General features: G+C 63.3%; 19 protein-coding genes. 10 read left to right on the top strand and 9 right to left on the bottom strand.

Annotation, left to right across the window (positions count from 1 at the left end):
* Positions 1–17: 17 nt before the first annotated feature.
* Entirely contained in the window at positions 18–1,094 is a 1,077-nt protein-coding gene (locus tag P9254_RS27925) for an extracellular solute-binding protein (RefSeq protein ID WP_095781142.1), read from the bottom strand.
* Between the two features lie 37 nt (positions 1,095–1,131).
* Positions 1,132–1,797: a helix-turn-helix domain-containing protein gene (locus tag P9254_RS27920; protein ID WP_067327057.1), complete on the bottom strand. Its 666-nt coding sequence runs from the start codon at positions 1,795–1,797 to the stop codon at positions 1,132–1,134.
* 231 nt (positions 1,798–2,028) lie between these two features.
* Here P9254_RS27920 and P9254_RS27915 point away from each other — a divergent pair, with 231 nt between their 5' ends.
* Positions 2,029–2,529, top strand: a complete 501-nt coding sequence (locus tag P9254_RS27915; protein WP_067326015.1) for a molybdopterin-dependent oxidoreductase — start codon at positions 2,029–2,031, stop codon at positions 2,527–2,529.
* Positions 2,530–2,546: 17 nt separating this feature from the next.
* The gene (locus tag P9254_RS27910; protein ID WP_278054696.1) at positions 2,547–4,571 is read left to right on the top strand and encodes a putative bifunctional diguanylate cyclase/phosphodiesterase; all 2,025 of its coding nucleotides are present in this window, start codon (positions 2,547–2,549) and stop codon (positions 4,569–4,571) included.
* Positions 4,572–4,579: 8 nt separating this feature from the next.
* On the opposite strand, the gene P9254_RS27905 is transcribed toward P9254_RS27910, so the two are convergent.
* The 4 genes from P9254_RS27905 to P9254_RS29175 form a co-directional block, all read right to left on the bottom strand.
* Positions 4,580–6,259, bottom strand: coding sequence for a chloride channel protein (locus P9254_RS27905; protein ID WP_442920348.1), 1,680 nt, complete (start codon positions 6,257–6,259; stop codon positions 4,580–4,582).
* 423 nt (positions 6,260–6,682) lie between these two features.
* Positions 6,683–6,910 carry a hypothetical protein gene (locus P9254_RS27900; protein ID WP_278054698.1) on the bottom strand — a complete coding sequence of 76 codons (228 nt, stop codon included), beginning with the start codon at positions 6,908–6,910 and terminating at the stop codon, positions 6,683–6,685.
* Between the two features lie 143 nt (positions 6,911–7,053).
* Positions 7,054–7,407, bottom strand: coding sequence for an SDR family oxidoreductase (locus P9254_RS27895; protein WP_278054699.1), 354 nt, complete (start codon positions 7,405–7,407; stop codon positions 7,054–7,056).
* A gap of 54 nt (positions 7,408–7,461) precedes the next feature.
* Positions 7,462–7,617 carry a hypothetical protein gene (locus P9254_RS29175; RefSeq protein WP_442920347.1) on the bottom strand — a complete coding sequence of 52 codons (156 nt, stop codon included), beginning with the start codon at positions 7,615–7,617 and terminating at the stop codon, positions 7,462–7,464.
* 15 nt (positions 7,618–7,632) lie between these two features.
* On the opposite strand from P9254_RS29175, the gene P9254_RS27890 reads away from it, so the two are divergent.
* Positions 7,633–7,938 carry a MarR family winged helix-turn-helix transcriptional regulator gene (locus P9254_RS27890; protein ID WP_442920346.1) on the top strand — a complete coding sequence of 102 codons (306 nt, stop codon included), beginning with the start codon at positions 7,633–7,635 and terminating at the stop codon, positions 7,936–7,938.
* Here the strand turns inward: P9254_RS27890 and P9254_RS27885 are convergent.
* Entirely contained in the window at positions 7,935–8,234 is a 300-nt protein-coding gene (locus P9254_RS27885) for a putative quinol monooxygenase (RefSeq protein WP_067002458.1), read from the bottom strand. The genes P9254_RS27890 and P9254_RS27885 overlap by 4 nt on opposite strands.
* A 121-nt stretch (positions 8,235–8,355) precedes the next feature.
* Between P9254_RS27885 and flhA the strand changes: the two genes are divergently transcribed.
* Genes flhA through P9254_RS27870 form a run of 3 tightly spaced genes read left to right on the top strand, consistent with a single transcriptional unit; the run spans position 8,356 to position 11,581 of the window.
* On the top strand, positions 8,356–10,443 hold the full coding sequence (gene flhA, locus P9254_RS27880) for a flagellar biosynthesis protein FlhA (protein ID WP_067326003.1): 2,088 nt from the start codon (positions 8,356–8,358) through the stop codon (positions 10,441–10,443).
* Positions 10,440–11,192, top strand: a complete 753-nt coding sequence (gene fliR / locus P9254_RS27875) for a flagellar biosynthetic protein FliR (protein ID WP_278054702.1) — start codon at positions 10,440–10,442, stop codon at positions 11,190–11,192. The genes flhA and fliR overlap by 4 nt, the downstream gene beginning before the upstream one ends.
* Positions 11,193–11,197: 5 nt before the next feature.
* Complete coding sequence (locus P9254_RS27870) at positions 11,198–11,581, top strand: hypothetical protein (RefSeq protein ID WP_067325997.1); 384 nt, start codon at positions 11,198–11,200, stop codon at positions 11,579–11,581.
* Positions 11,582–11,699: 118 nt separating this feature from the next.
* Here P9254_RS27870 and P9254_RS27865 read toward each other — a convergent pair whose 3' ends face one another.
* Positions 11,700–12,293 carry a transglutaminase-like cysteine peptidase gene (locus P9254_RS27865; RefSeq protein WP_405023099.1) on the bottom strand — a complete coding sequence of 198 codons (594 nt, stop codon included), beginning with the start codon at positions 12,291–12,293 and terminating at the stop codon, positions 11,700–11,702.
* Positions 12,294–12,595: 302 nt separating this feature from the next.
* Here P9254_RS27865 and P9254_RS27860 point away from each other — a divergent pair, with 302 nt between their 5' ends.
* The 4 genes from P9254_RS27860 to P9254_RS27845 all read left to right on the top strand — a co-directional run bounded on the left by P9254_RS27860 (position 12,596) and on the right by P9254_RS27845 (position 14,634).
* The gene (locus tag P9254_RS27860) at positions 12,596–13,165 is read left to right on the top strand and encodes a rod-binding protein (protein WP_245460687.1); all 570 of its coding nucleotides are present in this window, start codon (positions 12,596–12,598) and stop codon (positions 13,163–13,165) included.
* An 8-nt stretch (positions 13,166–13,173) separates the two neighbouring features.
* On the top strand, positions 13,174–13,596 hold the full coding sequence (locus P9254_RS27855; protein ID WP_067325992.1) for a hypothetical protein: 423 nt from the start codon (positions 13,174–13,176) through the stop codon (positions 13,594–13,596).
* A gap of 31 nt (positions 13,597–13,627) precedes the next feature.
* Positions 13,628–14,152: a hypothetical protein gene (locus P9254_RS27850; protein ID WP_067325989.1), complete on the top strand. Its 525-nt coding sequence runs from the start codon at positions 13,628–13,630 to the stop codon at positions 14,150–14,152.
* 197 nt (positions 14,153–14,349) lie between these two features.
* The gene (locus P9254_RS27845) at positions 14,350–14,634 is read left to right on the top strand and encodes an SCP2 sterol-binding domain-containing protein (protein ID WP_067327050.1); all 285 of its coding nucleotides are present in this window, start codon (positions 14,350–14,352) and stop codon (positions 14,632–14,634) included.
* Between the two features lie 80 nt (positions 14,635–14,714).
* On the opposite strand, the gene P9254_RS27840 is transcribed toward P9254_RS27845, so the two are convergent.
* Positions 14,715–15,209 carry a GNAT family N-acetyltransferase gene (locus tag P9254_RS27840; RefSeq protein ID WP_278054733.1) on the bottom strand — a complete coding sequence of 165 codons (495 nt, stop codon included), beginning with the start codon at positions 15,207–15,209 and terminating at the stop codon, positions 14,715–14,717.
* Between the last annotated feature and the right edge of the window lie 264 nt (positions 15,210–15,473).

The following is a 15,473-nucleotide window of genomic DNA, read 5'->3' as shown; positions in this document are numbered from 1 at the left end:
ATCTTGCCTCCGTCAGCTCAGTTGCCGGCCATCAGCGCGGACCACTTCTCCTGCGCGACCGGGAAGTTCTCGACCCAGAACTTGATGTTCTGCTTGTAGCCTTGCTTCTGGCGCTCGGGCGTGTTGGTCAGGAAAGCTGCGACCGACTCGTCAACCTTCGGCTTCGCATCGTTGTTGATCGGCGTGTAGGAGGTCTGCTGCGTGAGAATCTCCTGCGCCTGCTTGCCGAGATAGGCATTCAGCAGCGCATAGGCGGCATCCGTATCCTTGACACCGACGGGGATCGTCATCTGGTCCATCACCACCAGCCAGTCCTGCCAGGCGGGCGCGTATTTGGCACCATTCTTGACCGCCGTCATGGCGCGGCCGGTCCACATCATCAGCATGTCGGCTTCACCGGACTCCGCGAGCTGCTGCGATTCAGCGCCCGTCTTCCAGTAGATCGTGTCCGGGCCGAGCTTGCGAATCACGTCGAGGGCCTTGTCGATATCGGCAGCGGTCATCGCCTTCGGATCGCCGCCCGCCACCTTGAAGGCCTGTTCGAGCAGGCCACCGGTCGGATCGCCGGATCCGTCCAGGGCGCGCACGCCGGGGAACTTTTCGGTGTCGAAGAAGTCAGCCCAGTTCTTGGGCGGGTTATCTTTGTACTTCTCCTTATTGTACATCAGCACGACGCCGTAGTTCATCGCCGGAACCGAGCACTCGCCGACCTGTCCTTCGGGTATCTTCGAGACGTCGAGCTTCGAGAGATCGAGCTTCTGGAACAGCTTTCCGCAATGGACGTAAGGCGGCAGATCGCCGGTATCGACCACGTCCCAGGTGACGTTGCCGGATTCGACCTGGGCCTGCAGCTTGGCGATCTCGGTCGGCCCGTCATTGAGCAGCTTGACGCCGGACTTCTCGACGAACTCCTTCAGCGCCGCCACCTGGCCATCCTGATAGATGCCGCCATAGGAGACGAAGGTCAGGGTCTTGCCCTTGAGCGAGCCTTCCTTCACCTCGCCCGCGACAGGCTTTTCCTGTGCGAAGGCGGTGGTTGTCAGCATTCCGAGCGCCAGCACGGCGCCAAGACCTGCAAGTTTCGACTTCAACATAACTCTGACTCTCCCATTATGCCCGCGTTTAATCGGACTACCTGGCCGCGAGCGGTTTCCAGGGCTTGTATTGATCGAGCTCGGCGCGTGCCGAGGTCGGCGGTGCGATGATCCACATCACCTCGGCCCGACCACTGCCGATGTTCTCGCTGCGATGTGGTGTCGATGTCGCGTATTCGATGCTGTCGCCTTCTTCGAGGACGTGGCGGGCGTCGCCAAGAGAGACCTCGACGACACCGCGAAGGACGATCAGCATCTCCTGCGCGTCGCCATGCGTGTAAAGCGCGGAGCCGGTCGAGCCGCCGATATCGAACTCGCCGACATAGACCTCCATGTCGCTCAGCGGCGGGCGGGAAAGCAGCATCTTACGGCAGCCGTTGCTGGGCGGAAGACTTGGCCGCTCGCTGCGCCGGAGCACGCCATGGTTCTGTGTCGCGCTTTCCTCGAACAGCATCGCGACGCTCACGCCCAACGCCGAAGCCATCTGGTTGAGCGAGGCAGTACTGGCGCCGGTCAGCCCGCGTTCAAGCTGGCTGATGAAGCTGGCGCTCGTCCCGGTCGCTTCCGCGAGGTCGCGCAATGACAGGCGGCGAGCGAGGCGCAGGGCCTTGAGCCGCACGCCCAGCACCTGCTGCGCATGAGCTGCAGCCGTGCCGGCACCGTTCGTCGCCGGAGCCTGGCCGTCCTCCGAAGCCTCGCGCATCCCGTTTTCCTCCACTTAACACCTTGTACAGTACCACTGTACAGCTGGCAATAGGGGGCGGATGCCATTTCCACGGTCCCATGGCGGGGAACGGAAGCCGATCAAAAAATTAAGCATTCAACGGCAGTATCGAATGTCGGCCGGCAAGATGTCGTACAGCAAGGACCATTGTCGATCTGCTGAGCGGGAAGGGATTGCGATATGTCATCCTGGCTAAGAAAAGGACCGTTGATGCTCGTGCGCAGCCTGCTGATGCTGGCTGTCTTGGCGATCGGCACTCTGACTGCACGGGCGTTGGAACCGGCCAGCTATCCGGAGCCGCCGGACTCCGTAGCTTTCACCGTTCAGAAGGACGGCAAGCAGATCCCGGTCACACTGAGGCAGTTGGAAAAGCTCGGCCTCTACAAAGTCATCACCACAAGTCCTTTCGAGCAAGGGCAATTGACGTTTGAAGGCGTCCTGTTCCGAGACGTGCTTAAGTCCCTGGGATTGGCAGATAGGGATTCCGTCACTCTAAGGGCCGCGGACGATTACGTGCAGGTGATTCCGCACGAGGATTGGACGGAAGGTCCTCTGCTTCTTGCGACGCGCCAGGACGGGGAGTTGCTCACCCGACGAACACAAGGTCCGACCCGCTTGGTCTATCCTCTCAAGGATTTCCCCGCCTTCGACACGCCGATCCGCAAACCGCGATGGATTTGGCTGATCAAGACGATCGAGTCCGACAACTGACCGGCTGGTAGGCCTCCATGGTGGGATCTCGACTGAGAGGCTGGCGCATTCCGCTTACCTATGGCAGTGCCATAGGGCTGGCGGCGGTCGGTTCCGCGATCCTCATCGTCATGCTGTTTGTCAGTATCAGCAAGATCGAGTCTTCGCTGCCCCGGTTCGGGTTCTTCGCCATCCGCGAATTCCATATTGCCATACGCGACGTGACCCACCTGGGGGATATGATCTCGCTTGCTGAGGTCGCGCCCAACTCTCAGGCGAGCCTAGATCATCTGGCCGCTGCAAACGACCTGGTTTACATCCGCTTCAAGCGGGTCGACGGCGGCGAAACGATCAGCGCAATTCCCGCATATGCAGGCATCGTGCCGCGCGTGAACGACGCGGTAACGCGGCTCGACGCCGTGATCGCGGCGGGGCTCCCGTTCGATCAGCAGCGCTTGAAGGAACTGGGTCTGGAACTGGAGCAGATCGTCGGCCGGATGAACGACGAGTACTACAAATACGGCGAGGGCGTTAACGCCGATCTCTATGCGTCGGAAGTCAGCCTGAATCGGTTCAACTATCAGATAGCCTTTGCTCTGACGATCCTGTCGCTGCTGGCAATCGGGACGGCGGTTCTGTTCATCGGGCGCCGGGAAACGATAAAGAAGCTGGAATTTCTCGCCTGGCGCGACGCGACCACCGGACTGAAGAATCGTGCCTGGATGGCAGCCAACAGGGACGCCATGCTGGACCGGGCGAGGGAGACCGGTAAGCAGCTTCAGCTGCTCCTGATCGATCTCGACCATTTCAAGAGCGTGAACGACACCTTCGGCCATCACGTCGGCGATCTGCTGCTGAAGGCGGTTGCCGAGGTCCTTCAGTCGGTCGAGCGGCCCGGCGACGTAGCCGCCGTGCGATTGGGCGGAGACGAATTCGCCATCATGGCTATTGCCGATCGGAATGATCATGACGATTTGGGGCAACGTCTGCGCGAACGGCTGAACAGGTTCGCAGAGTTGGAGGGCCATCAGGTGCGCATTGGCGCCAGCATCGGCATGGCATGTTTCCCTCAGCACGGTTCCGACATTTCCACGTTGCTGCACAGTGCCGATAGCGCTCTCTACACGGCAAAGGCCGAAGGGCGGTCCGGTTTCGTGACGTTTTCGCCCGCGATCCTCAGTCAGATCGACATGCAGCTCGGTGAAGAAGCGGCCATCAAGCGGGCCCTCAATTGCGACGAGTTCTTCCTGGTCTGGCAATCCCAGTTCGAGCTGGCGACCGGCCGCATGATCGGGGCCGAGGCGCTGGTCCGCTGGCACGACCCGGTCTCGGGAGCGGTTCGTGCGCCGGCATCGTTCATTCCGATCGCGGAACGAAGTGAGCTGATACTGGAACTCGACAAGATAGTTCTGGGCAAGGCTTGCGAGCAAGCCGCCCGATGGATGCCTATTTCCACCGAAGAGTTCATCTGCTCGGTCAACGTCTCCGGAAGAAGCCTCCAGACCGATGCCTATCTGACGCATCTCACCGAGACGCTGCGGCAAACGGGGTTGCTTCCATCGCGTCTGCAGTTGGAGATCACTGAAGGGATATTCATCCAGAACAGCCGCAATGCCCTGGAGAGTATCGGCAAGATTAGAAACCTCGGAGTGAGCCTGGCACTCGACGATTTTGGGTCAGGTTATGCGAGCTTCGGATACCTTGCCGATTTCGACTTGAACCAATTAAAGATCGATCGCTCGTTCCTCAGCGATCTGGCTTCCTCCACGAAGAAACAGAACGTGGTCCGAGGCATCATCGCGCTGGCCAATTCGCTAGGCCTGACCGTTGTTGCGGAAGGGGTGGAGAACGAAGCCCAACTCGACTTCCTGATCCACGAACACTGTCACGGCGCACAAGGGTTCTTTATGTCGGAGCCTGTTGAGGCAAGGTTGATGACCAACTATCTCGTCGCAACGCAGGGTGGCGCCAAAACAGATGGAAAAACTCGAGCCGAGTCTCTTCGCTTGGGCCCATCCATGCTGCGGAAAGTCGCCAAGCAGGGCCGCAAGACCGCCGATTAAATCAGGGCTCAGCCTTCGCCGGAAAGATCCCTCCGCGCCTTGTCCAGCTCCTCGGCGTAGCGCCGCATCAGATGGCTTTCAGTGAGCAGGCCAAGCACGATGCGGTCGTCGAAATCCTCAACGACCGCTAGCTCTTCAGCACCGGCGCGCTGAAAGGTCTCCGCGGCGGACTGAACGTTCATCGACGGCACCAGCACCGCATCCTTGAACTGCGCGAGCGCCTGCACCGGAGTCTCGCCGTCTGAGAGGTCACTGTGCAGTTCGGCCACGAGCAGCACGCCGACATAGTGCCGGCCCCCTTCGACGGCGATGACGCGCTGCGCCGAGCCGAGCGGGATCTCCTTGCGGAACTCGGCCAAGGTAATCGAAGCATCGATGGTGCGGACGTCCTTGCGCATCATCGACCCGACATTGAGGCTGCGCATCCAGCCGACGTCGTGGGCGCTGCGGATCGTCTCGCCGCGCAGATGGAAGCGCCAGGTCGAGAAGGAGTAGCCGAAGGTCTCGCGCACCAGGATGGCCGACATGATTGACGCTGCCAGCACCACGCCGGTGAGCGCCAGGTCCCGCGTCGATTCCAGCGCGAGAAAAGTCATGGTCAGCGGGCCGCCGACGACACCGACGGCAAGCGAGGTCATGCCGACGACGGCGGCGACCGCCGGATCGAGCGCGGTTGAGGGCGCGGCCATCACCATGACGCCGGCAAAGACCTTGCCGAGCAGCGCCCCCAGAAACAGCGAGGCGAAGAACAGACCGCCGCGGAAACCGGAGCCGAGCGAGATCGCCGAGGCAGCAAGCTTCAGCACGAAGACGCTGGCCACCACGGGAAGCGCGTAGTTCATGGCGAACTCGCGGTGGAGCGCGCCGTGTCCGCTGGACAGCACCTGCGGCGTGACCAGCCCGAGCAGCCCGACAACGATGCCGCCGATGAAAGGTCTGACGGAAGCGTCGATCGCCAGCCGCACAAAGACGCGCTCGATAAGGCTTACCAGATGCATGATTGCGATGGACGCCGCCCCACCGAGCAGTCCCAGCAGCAGGAACGGCACATACTGGCTGGCGGTCAGCGTCGGCAGGCCGGAAAGTTCGAGCGGAAACGGCACGCCGCCGAACATCTCAGCCGTCAGCGAGGCGGCGATCGCCGCCGTCATGACCGGCGCCACATTGGCCACCGAGTAGATTCCGATGACTAGTTCGAAGCCGTAGAAGGCACCCGTCAACGGCGCGTCGAAGGCGGCAGCGATCGCGCCGGCGGCGCCGCAGCCGACCAGGATGCGCACGTCGTTGCGGCGCAGCCGGAAGGCGCGCGCCAGCCGCGAGGCGATGCCGGAACCAACCTGCGTATAACCGGCTTCCAGACCGACCGAGGCGCCGAAGCCGCTGGAGATCATGGTCTGGCCGACAATGATGAACGTATCGGTGAGCGACATGCGCCCACCGTAGAGCGCGTTGGCTTCGATCGGGTCGACAGGCGTTCTGAACTTCCGCCTTCTCAGCCAGATCACCGAAAGGCCGAGCAGCAGTCCCCCGATCGCCGGAAACATCGCCTGCACCGGACTGGCCAGCGAAAACATCGCCGAAAGGCGCCCGCCCGGCTGCACGTCAAAGAGCAGGAAGTGCATGGCTTGCACCAGCGCGCTCATGCCGGTGACCAGGGCGCCCGCGATCATGCCGACAATCCCCGCCATTAGCACAATGACGATGCCGCGCGCCTCGAGCACGGGAATGGAATTGATCAGCACCGCCCGAAGCCGGCGGGCGTAGACTTGCGGTTCGTTTATGGCAGGCAACGGAGCGGCTCGCCGGTATGCGGAGGATGGATGCTGCCGCGCCTGATACGCCCGACGGCATGGAGTGGCAACCGCAATGCCGACCGCTTGTGGCGCCATTTTGGCGTTGCGTCGATTAGCGACGGTTGGGCCGGCTACCCTCGCTGCGAGAACGGGAGAATGTCACTGATCGAAGATGGTCAGCGGCCCGCAATCGTCCCTCGCGACGAGGGTCGCCAGCAGCTCCGCCGGCTCCGTTGCGCTCGCCTTCTCCGCGAACGATGCACCGTGCCCGGCGGCTCGAACCAGGTCTGTCCTTTGGCGGCAATTCCTCCGTCTGCCTCACACAGCCAGACGGAAGTCGGGCCGCCAGCCGAGTTCGCTGACGGCCTTGTCGGTCGCGACATGGCCGTTCGGCTCGGCGATGTTGAAGGCGCCCGGCGCGCCGCGCTCGACGGCAAGCAGCGCCGCATAAGCAGCGGCATCGACATGCACGGCCGGATCGGCCGCAATCTCAGCTCCGGTACCAGGCCCGTAGAGATGCCCATAGCGCAGCACGATGCCCGTCATGGGCTCCTCGAGAACCTGCCGTTCGAGCGCGATTACGCCGCCGACGCTGATGCCGCGGCCGCCTTCGGCGCCGCTGTCGAGCGGATCGGTTTCGGCATGCGGCTCGGGTCCGGGCGCATAGGCCCAGGCGATGCTCTGCGCGATCAGGCGACGGGCGCCGGCCGACGTCGCGGCCTCGACAGATTGCGGGTCCCCTCGTCGCGGACGCGCGCGTTTCCGATGATGGCCTCGCCCATCTTGTTGGGATCCAGTCCGGCCGGCATATCGGTAAGCTGATGGATCACGACCTCCGGCTTCACCTCGGCGACCGCCGCAAGCAGGCCGCCGGCATCGAAGACATCGATCACCACCGGGCTGGCCCCGATCGCGCGGAGCTCCTCGGCCTTCTCGGCCCGGCGCGTTGTCGCAGCTACCTGATGGCCGGCAGCGACCAGTTGCGGGATCAGGCGGCGGCCGATCGCGCCGGAACCACCAGCAAGAAAGATGCGATAGCCCATCGTCTTCCATTCCATCTTGCGTAATATGAGAGTTCGAACAACACATAAGAGCTCTTACATCATGCGCAAGCAGAAACCGGAATTCCGGCCCCTGGCAAAGGCAAGCGCGGCGAGGAAGGTTATCTCGGCTACCTGCTGCGCCAGGCCGCCGGCGCCTACAGGCTGCGGGTCGAGCGGGCGCTGGATGAGTTCGGCGTCACGCAGCCGCAATTCGCGACGCTGACCATGCTGTCGGCCTATCCAGGCATCTCCAATGCCGACCTCGCCCGGCTCACGGTGCTGACGCCGCAGACGGTGAGCGTGATCGTCGGCAATCTGGAAAAGGCCGGTTCCGTGGTCCGCAGGCCGCATGCGGTGCACGGGCGCATCCAGCACCTTGATCTTAGCGACAGCGGCCGTGCCTTGCTGAAGAAATGTCGCGAGCGGGTGCAGCGGCTTGAACGCGAGCTGACCGCCGCACTTTCGGCCAACGAAGAGCGCGCCGTCCGGCGCTGGCTGGTCGCCGTCTCGATCGCGGACACGGCCGGTTAGATCGCAGTACCCTCGCCCGCTTCATAGAGCGCCAGCTTCCGATCCCCAATGCCGAGTTCCGCCCAGCTCGCGCGCCATTCGGCTATATGCGCTGACTTGAAATGCGCCTCGAGCGCCGCACGATCCCGCCAGGCTTCCGAGACATGGATCAGGCCGGGATCGAGAACATCCTGCGCATAGGAATATGCGAGGCAGCCGGCTTCGGCGCGACTCGCTGAAATCATTCGTCCCATCGCCGGCCTTGCCTGCTCGAGCCTGTCGGGTGGCAGCCGAATCGTGCCGATGATGAGGAGCATGCGCCTTTCCTTTCGCCAGCCGGCTCAAATCCCGTAGCCCCTCTCCCACCTTCGCGCAAGCTTGACCGGTTAAGGTCGGGAGCCTGCCTTTGCGCTGGGCAAGTCTGGATTCGAGGACGATATGGCGATCAGCGAAACAATCCCGTCCGGCCTGGCGGCCAAGAACGGCCGCGACGTTTTCTTCGCGCTCGGCATCGTCGTCATCCTGGCGGTGCTGTTCCTGCCGATCCCGGCCTTTCTTATCGACATCGGCCTTGCCTTCTCGATCGCGCTCTCGGTGCTGATCCTGATGGTGGCGCTCTGGATCCAGCGGCCGCTGGATTTCTCCTCCTTCCCGACCGTGCTGCTCATCGCCACGATGCTCAGGCTCTCGCTCAACATCGCCACCACGCGCATGATCCTGTCGCATGGCAATGAGGGTACGCATGCCGCCGGTTACGTCATCTCGGGTTTCTCGAAGCTGGTGATGTCGAGCGACTTCGTCATCGGCCTCATCGTCTTCATGATCCTGATCGTGGTGAACTTCATCGTCATCACCAAGGGCGCCACCCGCATCGCCGAAGTCGGTGCGCGCTTCACCCTCGACGCCATCCCCGGCAAGCAGATGTCGATCGACGCCGACCTTTCCGCCGGAATGATCGACGAGAAGACGGCGCAGCTTCGCCGCCGCGAATTGGAAGAAGAATCCTCCTTCTTCGGCTCGATGGACGGCGCGTCGAAATTCGTGCGCGGCGACGCCATCGCCGGCCTCATCATCACCGCCATCAACATCGTCGGCGGCATCGCCATCGGCTATCTGCGCCACGGCATGGGCCTCGGCCAGGCGGCCGACGTCTTCATCAAGCTGTCGGTCGGCGACGGCCTCGTCACCCAGATCCCGGCCCTCATCGTCTCGCTCGCCGCCGGCATGCTCGTCTCCAAGGGCGGCACGCGGGGCTCCGCCAATCAGGCGGTGTTCGGCCAGCTCGGCGCGCATCCGCGCGCGCTCTATGTCGCGGCCTCGCTGCTCGTCATCCTCGGCCTTATGCCCGGTCTGCCGCTATTCCCGTTCTTTGCCCTTGCCGGCGCCATGGCCGGCCTCGGCTACGTCATCCCGCTACGCCACAACCGCGCGCTGGCGGCAGCCGAAGCGCAGAAGAACAAGGAGAAGGCCGACAAGGTCGAGGAGGAGAAGAATTCGGTCAAGGCCTCGCTTGCGACTGCCGAGATCGAGCTGCTGATCGGCAAGCAGCTCTCGACCAGGCTGCTGGTCGCACATCAGGAGCTGGTGTTCCGCATGTCGAAGATGCGCAAGAAATTCGCCCAGCAATATGGGTTCGTGGTGCCGGAGGTGCGCGTCGCCGACGACTTCGCCATCCCGCCGAAGAGCTATCAGATCAAGGTCCACGGCACCGTCGTTGCCGAATACCAGATGCGCGTCGGCGAAATCATGGTGCTGCTTGGCACCCGCGGCGTGCCCGACATCCCCGGTGAGGAAATCCGCGAGCCCGCTTTCGGCATGCGCGCCTATTCGGTGCTGGAAACCTTCGCCGAAGATCTGAAGCGCGAGAACTACACCTTTGCCGACAACATGTCGGTGCTGCTCACCCACCTCTCCGAGGTGATCCGCAACAACCTGCCGCAGCTTCTGTCCTACAAGGACATGAAGGCGCTCCTCGAGCGGCTGGACCCCGAATACCGCAAGCTCGCCGACGAGATCTGCACGTCGCACATCTCCTATCCCGGCCTGCAGGCGGTGCTGAAGCTTCTGCTTGCCGAGCGTGTCTCAATCCGCAACCTGCACCTGATCATCGAGGCCATCGCCGAGATCGCGCCGCACGTGCGCCGCACCGAGCAGATCGTCGAGCATGTCCGCATCCGCATGGCGCAGCAGATCTGCGGCGATCTCTCCGAGGGCGGCATGCTCAAGGTGCTGCGCCTCGGCAACCGATGGGACCTCGCCTTTCACCAGAGCCTCAAGCGGGACGCCAAGGGCGAGGTGCGCGAGTTCGACATCGATCCGCGCCAGCTCGAGGAATTCGGCCAGGACGCCACCAAGGCGATCCGCAAGCATCTCGAAGCCGGCGAGCGCTTCGTGCTGGTCACCGCGCCGGACGCGCGGCCTTATGTGCGCATGATCATCGAGCGGCTGTTCACCACGCTGCCCGTGCTCAGCCACGTCGAGATCGCCAAGGGCGTCGAGATCAAGGTGCTCGGAACGATCTCGTGAACGCGCTCTCGCAAGGCGTCGTCATCGCCGCCTTCCTCGCCTTCTGCCGCATCGGCGCCTGTTTCATGCTGATGCCCGGCCTGTCGAGCGCCCGCGTGCCTCTCCAGGTCCGGCTGTTTGTGTCGATCGCCGCCACCGGCGGCCTACTCGCCTTCCTCTGGGACCGCATCTATCCCTATGTCGACCCGCGCCCGCAGGTTCTGGTGCCGATGATCGTTTCCGAGCTTCTGGTCGGCGGGCTGATCGGCGCCATGACCAGGCTGTATATGGAAGCGCTGCGCTTCATGGGCTCGGCCATCGCCATGATGATCGGCTATGGCGGCTCAGGCGGCCCGGCGATCGAGGAGCCGGAGCCGCAGGCTGCGCTTTCCGCCATCATCTCGTTCTCGGCGCTGCTCCTGCTTTTCGTCTTCGACTTCGACCACGAGATCGTGCGCGCGCTGGTCGCCTCCTACACGGTTGCTCCGGTCAATGTATTCTTCAACCCGCAGGCGGCGCTGGTCGACGTCACCGACACGGTGTCGGACGCCTTCTTCCTGGTCATCCGGCTCGGCAGTCCCTTCGTCGCCTACGCCATTCTGGTCAATTTGACGATCGGCTTCGTCAACAAGCTGACGCCGCAGATCCCGGTGTATTTCATCTCGCTGCCCTTCGTCATCGCCGGCGGGCTGATCATCTTCTACTTTGCCATCGGCACCTTGCTGTCGTTGTTCGTCGACGGCTTTGTCGACCTGACGCTAGCGAGGTAGCCGCGATGGCCTCGCGCAAGGACAGACTGAAGAAGTTGGTCAAGGTGCAGGAGCAGTTGAAGGCGGTGCACGAAACTCGTCATGCCGGCTTCCTCTCCGCGGCCGCGGCGGCCGAATCGGAAGCAAAGGAACTCATCGGGCATTTCGACGCTGACAGCTCGCTGGCCGGCCTGTTCCCGGAACTTTACCATCGCCGGATTGCGAACGCGCTCGGCCAACAAAAACAGAATCTTGAAAGCGCCCGGGAGGAGGCGACGTTGATCGCCGCCGCGACCGCGCGGACCAACATGGTCGAGCGCGCCTATAGGGACGCTCGCCGCCGCGACGAGCGCGAACGCTCAGACCGCGAGCGGCTGGACCTCATTGCCCAGAAGCGGGGACATGACTAGGGCAATCAGGAAAAGCATGAAACGGTTGGGCTCGGCGACGTCGCCGTGGCCTCCCGTCCGGACTTGCGTCAAACCAAGGAGATAGAGCGGTGGATCCGGCGCGCGGCGAACGAGGCTGTCAGATGCCGGTCGCCGTCGTGCCGACCGACTTGGCCGCCCCGATCCGCTCCCAGCGCCTGCCATTGCCCTGCGCCTGCCGGGCGAAATAGTTGTAGGGCGTGCTGGACCAATCACGGACCGCGCTGGTGAGGTTGTCGAGCACCAGGTCGCCCTCGTTGGTGCGCACCGTCAGCACCGTGTGTCCCTCGCCGTGATAGCTTGCCACGGTCAACAGCAGCGCCGAGGCCGGCCAGCCGCGCTTCATCAGTTCGAGCTTCTTCAGTATCGCGATATCCTCGCAATCGCCGGACACGGTCGGCACGCGCCAGTCGTCGTTCTTGCCGACAACGGCTCGATCACTGACCTCGGTAATGCGTGAATTGACCGAAAGGTTGATCTCGTTCAATTGCGCGCTGAGCTGAGGCCGCAGGGCGACGACCTTTGTTCCGCCGGCCGTGCTGCAGAGGCTGGGTTGGTGGCTGCAGAACGAATAGAAGGCCGGCGGTGGGAACGCCTTGCCTTTGGTTTGCATCGCCGTTCCGGCCTGGGCGGCAAATGGGCTGGCAACCGACAGCAGAAATGCGATCAGCACGACATCGCTTTTCACGATCAACGTCTCCAAGGCGTGGTCTCGAGGATGAGGGGGCGGGGTTAATTAGTGGTTTTCAAAACCCCGAATTGCGTCGGCGGCGGGGCAACACCGTTAAAATATTAATACCTGCTAAAATAAGATTTGAGCTTGTACGAAGCTACGGAGGGGTTCGGCCGAACGATCGATCGATGAGGTGACTCTCTGGCGGCGGGCGCGCCGCCGCTTGGAGCGGGCTGCACTGCACCTCGCCATCCCCGCAAGCCTGCCACAAGCTTGTTGCGTCATTGTGCAACGGACAAAAACCGGCAAAAGGCAGTGCTTTCTTGGCGATTTCACCTCCCAGCGACATCGTGATGGACGTCGCCCGTGCGGCGGAGCCGGCCGACGTCGAGGCCGCGCGGGCAGCACTCGCGAGGCGGGCCGGCGGGGCCGGGGAGACCTTCTCGATCGACCAGACTGCCTCGGTCGAGGCGGGCTCGGTGCTCTCGCGCGCCGCTGCCGACAAGGCCGAGGCGGCAAATCCGGCTAAAAAGTTCCAGCGCTTCGAGGCGATGGTGCTGACCACTTTCATCCAGAACATGATGCCTAAGGACACCGAGGGCGTTTACGGCAAGGGTCTGGCCGGCGACATGTGGAAATCGCAGCTTGCCGAAAAGGTAGCCGATGTCATGGCCGCGCATGGCGGGATCGGCATCGCCAGATCGATGCTTGCCGACCATTATCTGGACGGCAAACACAAGGTGCCGGTCGGGTCCGTTGGGGGCGGACCGGAGAAAGCCGAGATCGACCAGCAGACCAGGCTTTCGACCTCCCTGGTCGACGAGCTCGAGCGTAAGGCCGCCCGGTCTATGACCGGTGACGACACAACCATAAAAACGGACATCAAGATCTAGGGACCTACATGGCCGACCAAACGGACCTTTCCAACCTGCCTGCACGAACCACCGCCGCGGAAGCACCGATCGCAGCTGCACGGCCTGGCAACCTCGCCGCCATCATCGGCCGGATCGAGGAGGCGGTGGACGAGGAGACGGCGGGTATCCGCAGCGGCACCAGCTACGACCTCAAGGCCTCGAATGCCCGCAAAAGCCGCTATCTCTACGAACTGACCCGCGCGCTGAAGGGCGCCAATGAGATCGAGTTCCTCGAGCAGCATCGCGAGGGGCTGGCGCGGCTGCGCCAGAAGCTGGCAAAGAACGAGGCGGCTATCCTTGCCCATCTCAATGCCGTCAACGAGGTCGCCACGCTGTTGAAGAACGCCATCCAGCGCGCCGATGCCGACGGCACCTACTCGGCAGGCGAATTCGGATACGCCCGGGCTTGAATGAGATGACTGCGGAGCAAGGTAGGATCCGGTGATCAAGTTCCTCGCCGCAGCGCTCTGGATCTGCGCCGTAACGCTCGGCGCCGTGTTTTATTCCTTCCAGGCGGCGGGCGAGCGCGGCGTCGGTGAGCCGCCGAAGCCGATGCTGGGCGGTCTAGACTACGTCAAGACCGACATCATTTCGGTGCCGCTCATCCGCGATGCCAAGATCGACGGCTATTTTCTCACCAAGCTCGTCTACACAGTGGAGCCGGATCAGATAAAGAAACTATCGATCCCGGCGCCGGCGATCATCACCGATCAGGTCTATTCCTACCTCTATTCCAATCCGCAGATCGATTTCACCAAGAAGGACACGATCGATCTCGATGCTTTCCGCAAAGCGATCCGCGATACCGTCAACGCCCGCGTCGGCGTCGAGCTGGTGCATGACGTGCTGATCGACCAGGTCAACTTCCTGTCCAAGGACGAAATCCGCGACAACGCCATCCGCCGCCGCAAAACTGCCGGCGAGACCGCGCAAGCGATGACCAAGCCGTTCCAGCCGGAGCATTGATCCGCTCTCGGCGATCGACTGGCGGGGTCACACCCTCGTCTGGTGATGCGACATGCCGCATGGCAGCCACGTTGACGTAAACGTCAACCCGAAGCTATATGCGCCGATGGCTGTCGCCGCGCTGCCGCGCGACGCGGCGCTTCGCCCAGCGGCCAAGGCCGGTGCGCGTCAAACGCAACCAAACGAGGAGAACCGCCATGGGCGTTCAGGAGATTGCCGACAAGATCAGGTCGCAGGTGGCAAGCGCCGGCTTCGAGCATTCGGTCAAGTTCGACACCGGCAGCGACGGCGTCATCGTGATCGACGGCGCGACCGTTTCGACCGCCGATGCCCCGACCGACTGCACGATCAAGCTCTCGCTCGACGATCTCGATTCGCTGATCGCCGGCGACCTCAACCCGACCATGGCCTTCATGGCCGGCAAGCTGAAGGTCGAGGGCGACATGACGGTCGCCATGGCGCTCAGCCAGTTGCTCGGCTGACCGGCAGCCAACTATTTTAGAAGAGCGATGCGGCGCCGCGTTTTTGAACGCGCGCCGCCGCATTGGTATGCCTCCGACAGTCAGGCGACGAAATCCAGCGCCTTGACCTTGCGGCCGGCTGCCTTGATCGTGCCCGCGGCCCCGTCGAGCGAGCCCTCCTTCAGCTCGAGCGCCAGCAGGCGGTGCCGCTCATAGGGCCCAGGCATGGCGAGCGAGCCGGTGCGGTCGGCCGAAAAACCGAACCGCCCGTAATAGGGCGCATCGCCGACGAGCAGGATCGCGCCGTGACCGAGCCGCGCAGCCTCGGCGATCGCGTGCCGCATCAGCGCCGAGCCGATGCCGCCGCTCCTCAGGCCCGGCTCGACTGCCAGCGGCCCAAGCAGGAGCGCTGCCGGACCACCCTCGCCCAGCGTCACGTCCCACAGCCGAACCGTACCGACGAGCGCGCCCGACGGGTCGCGCGCGACAAAGGCCAGGCCTTCCGACGGCCGGCGGCCACGCCGCAGTTTCTCGGACGACTTCTTCCTGCGCTTCGGCCCCATGGCGCCGTCGAGCAGCGCTTCGCGCGCCTGCATATCACCGATGCCTTCGGCAACGATGACGAAGGCCGGCGCAATCTCCCCCCTCGAGCGGGAGATGTTGCCAAAGGCGACAGAGGGGGTCGTTGCGCATGTAATACCGGCGCCCAGCGTGACGAGAAGCGGCGCTGGCGCTCCACGCGCGACGCCCCCCTCTGACCGCTGCGCGGCCATCTCCCCCTCGAGGGCAGGGCTATCGCATATGAGTAAAGAGTTCATAGAAGAAGTCTTTGCTCCAGTTGGCCCTGCGCATCTTGCTGG

The sequence above is a fragment of the Mesorhizobium sp. WSM4983 genome (assembly GCF_029625765.1).
In the GTDB taxonomy this organism is placed as follows: Bacteria; Pseudomonadota; Alphaproteobacteria; order Rhizobiales; family Rhizobiaceae; genus Mesorhizobium.
Note: the sequence above shows the minus strand (reverse complement) of the source record. Positions and strands in the feature narration are given on the sequence as shown.

Excerpts from the sequence above, each read along its gene's own strand:
- P9254_RS27925 (WP_095781142.1), bottom strand. The coding sequence starts at position 1,094 with ATGTTGAAGTCGAAACTTGCAGGTCTTGGCGCCGTGCTGGCGCTCGGA.
- P9254_RS27895 (WP_278054699.1), bottom strand. The coding sequence starts at position 7,407 with ATGGGCTATCGCATCTTTCTTGCTGGTGGTTCCGGCGCGATCGGCCGC.
- P9254_RS27890 (WP_442920346.1), top strand. The coding sequence starts at position 7,633 with ATGCTGTCGGCCTATCCAGGCATCTCCAATGCCGACCTCGCCCGGCTC.
- P9254_RS27920 (WP_067327057.1), bottom strand. The coding sequence starts at position 1,797 with ATGCGCGAGGCTTCGGAGGACGGCCAGGCTCCGGCGACGAACGGTGCC.
- P9254_RS27910 (WP_278054696.1), top strand. The coding sequence starts at position 2,547 with ATGGTGGGATCTCGACTGAGAGGCTGGCGCATTCCGCTTACCTATGGC.
- P9254_RS27885 (WP_067002458.1), bottom strand. The coding sequence starts at position 8,234 with ATGCTCCTCATCATCGGCACGATTCGGCTGCCACCCGACAGGCTCGAG.
- P9254_RS27845 (WP_067327050.1), top strand. The coding sequence starts at position 14,350 with ATGGGCGTTCAGGAGATTGCCGACAAGATCAGGTCGCAGGTGGCAAGC.
- P9254_RS27870 (WP_067325997.1), top strand. The coding sequence starts at position 11,198 with ATGGCCTCGCGCAAGGACAGACTGAAGAAGTTGGTCAAGGTGCAGGAG.
- P9254_RS27855 (WP_067325992.1), top strand. The coding sequence starts at position 13,174 with ATGGCCGACCAAACGGACCTTTCCAACCTGCCTGCACGAACCACCGCC.
- P9254_RS27840 (WP_278054733.1), bottom strand. The coding sequence starts at position 15,209 with ATGCAGGCGCGCGAAGCGCTGCTCGACGGCGCCATGGGGCCGAAGCGC.
- P9254_RS27905 (WP_442920348.1), bottom strand. The coding sequence starts at position 6,259 with ATGGCGGGGATTGTCGGCATGATCGCGGGCGCCCTGGTCACCGGCATG.
- P9254_RS27915 (WP_067326015.1), top strand. The coding sequence starts at position 2,029 with ATGCTCGTGCGCAGCCTGCTGATGCTGGCTGTCTTGGCGATCGGCACT.
- flhA (WP_067326003.1), top strand. The coding sequence starts at position 8,356 with ATGGCGATCAGCGAAACAATCCCGTCCGGCCTGGCGGCCAAGAACGGC.
- P9254_RS27900 (WP_278054698.1), bottom strand. The coding sequence starts at position 6,910 with ATGACGGGCATCGTGCTGCGCTATGGGCATCTCTACGGGCCTGGTACC.